This is a genomic window from Pseudoalteromonas sp. GW168-MNA-CIBAN-0100, assembly GCF_040309225.1.
Lineage (GTDB): Bacteria > Pseudomonadota > Gammaproteobacteria > Enterobacterales > Alteromonadaceae > Pseudoalteromonas > Pseudoalteromonas arctica.
This window is the reverse complement of record NZ_JBEOOL010000356.1, coordinates 1-311: the sequence shown is the minus strand read 5'-3', so window position 1 is coordinate 311 and position 311 is coordinate 1. Positions and strand designations below refer to the sequence as shown.

At 44.1% G+C, this 311-nt stretch carries 1 protein-coding gene; it reads left to right on the top strand.

Going from position 1 to position 311, the window contains the following annotated elements:
- On the top strand, positions 1-311 hold a 311-nt coding region (locus AAEY62_RS21450), incomplete at both ends, for a DDE-type integrase/transposase/recombinase (RefSeq protein WP_350636412.1).

Below are 311 nucleotides of genomic sequence, written 5' to 3'. Positions count from 1 at the left end.
GCTCAGATATTCGTTGCTGTACTAGGTGCATCAAATTATACCTATGCTGAAGCAACGTATAGTCAGCAACTTGAAGATTGGGTAATGAGTCATGCGCGTTGCTTTGAATTTTTAGGCGGCGTTCCTGACGTTGTTATTCCCGATAATCTCAGAAGTGCTGTCAGTAAAACCTGTCGCTACGAGCCTGATTTAAATCCGACGTACCACCAGTTAGCCGAGTACTTTAACGTTGCTGTCATTCCGGCTAGACCTTATAAACCCAAAGATAAATCGAAGGCTGAAGTCGGCGTACAAATTGTTGAGCGTTGGAT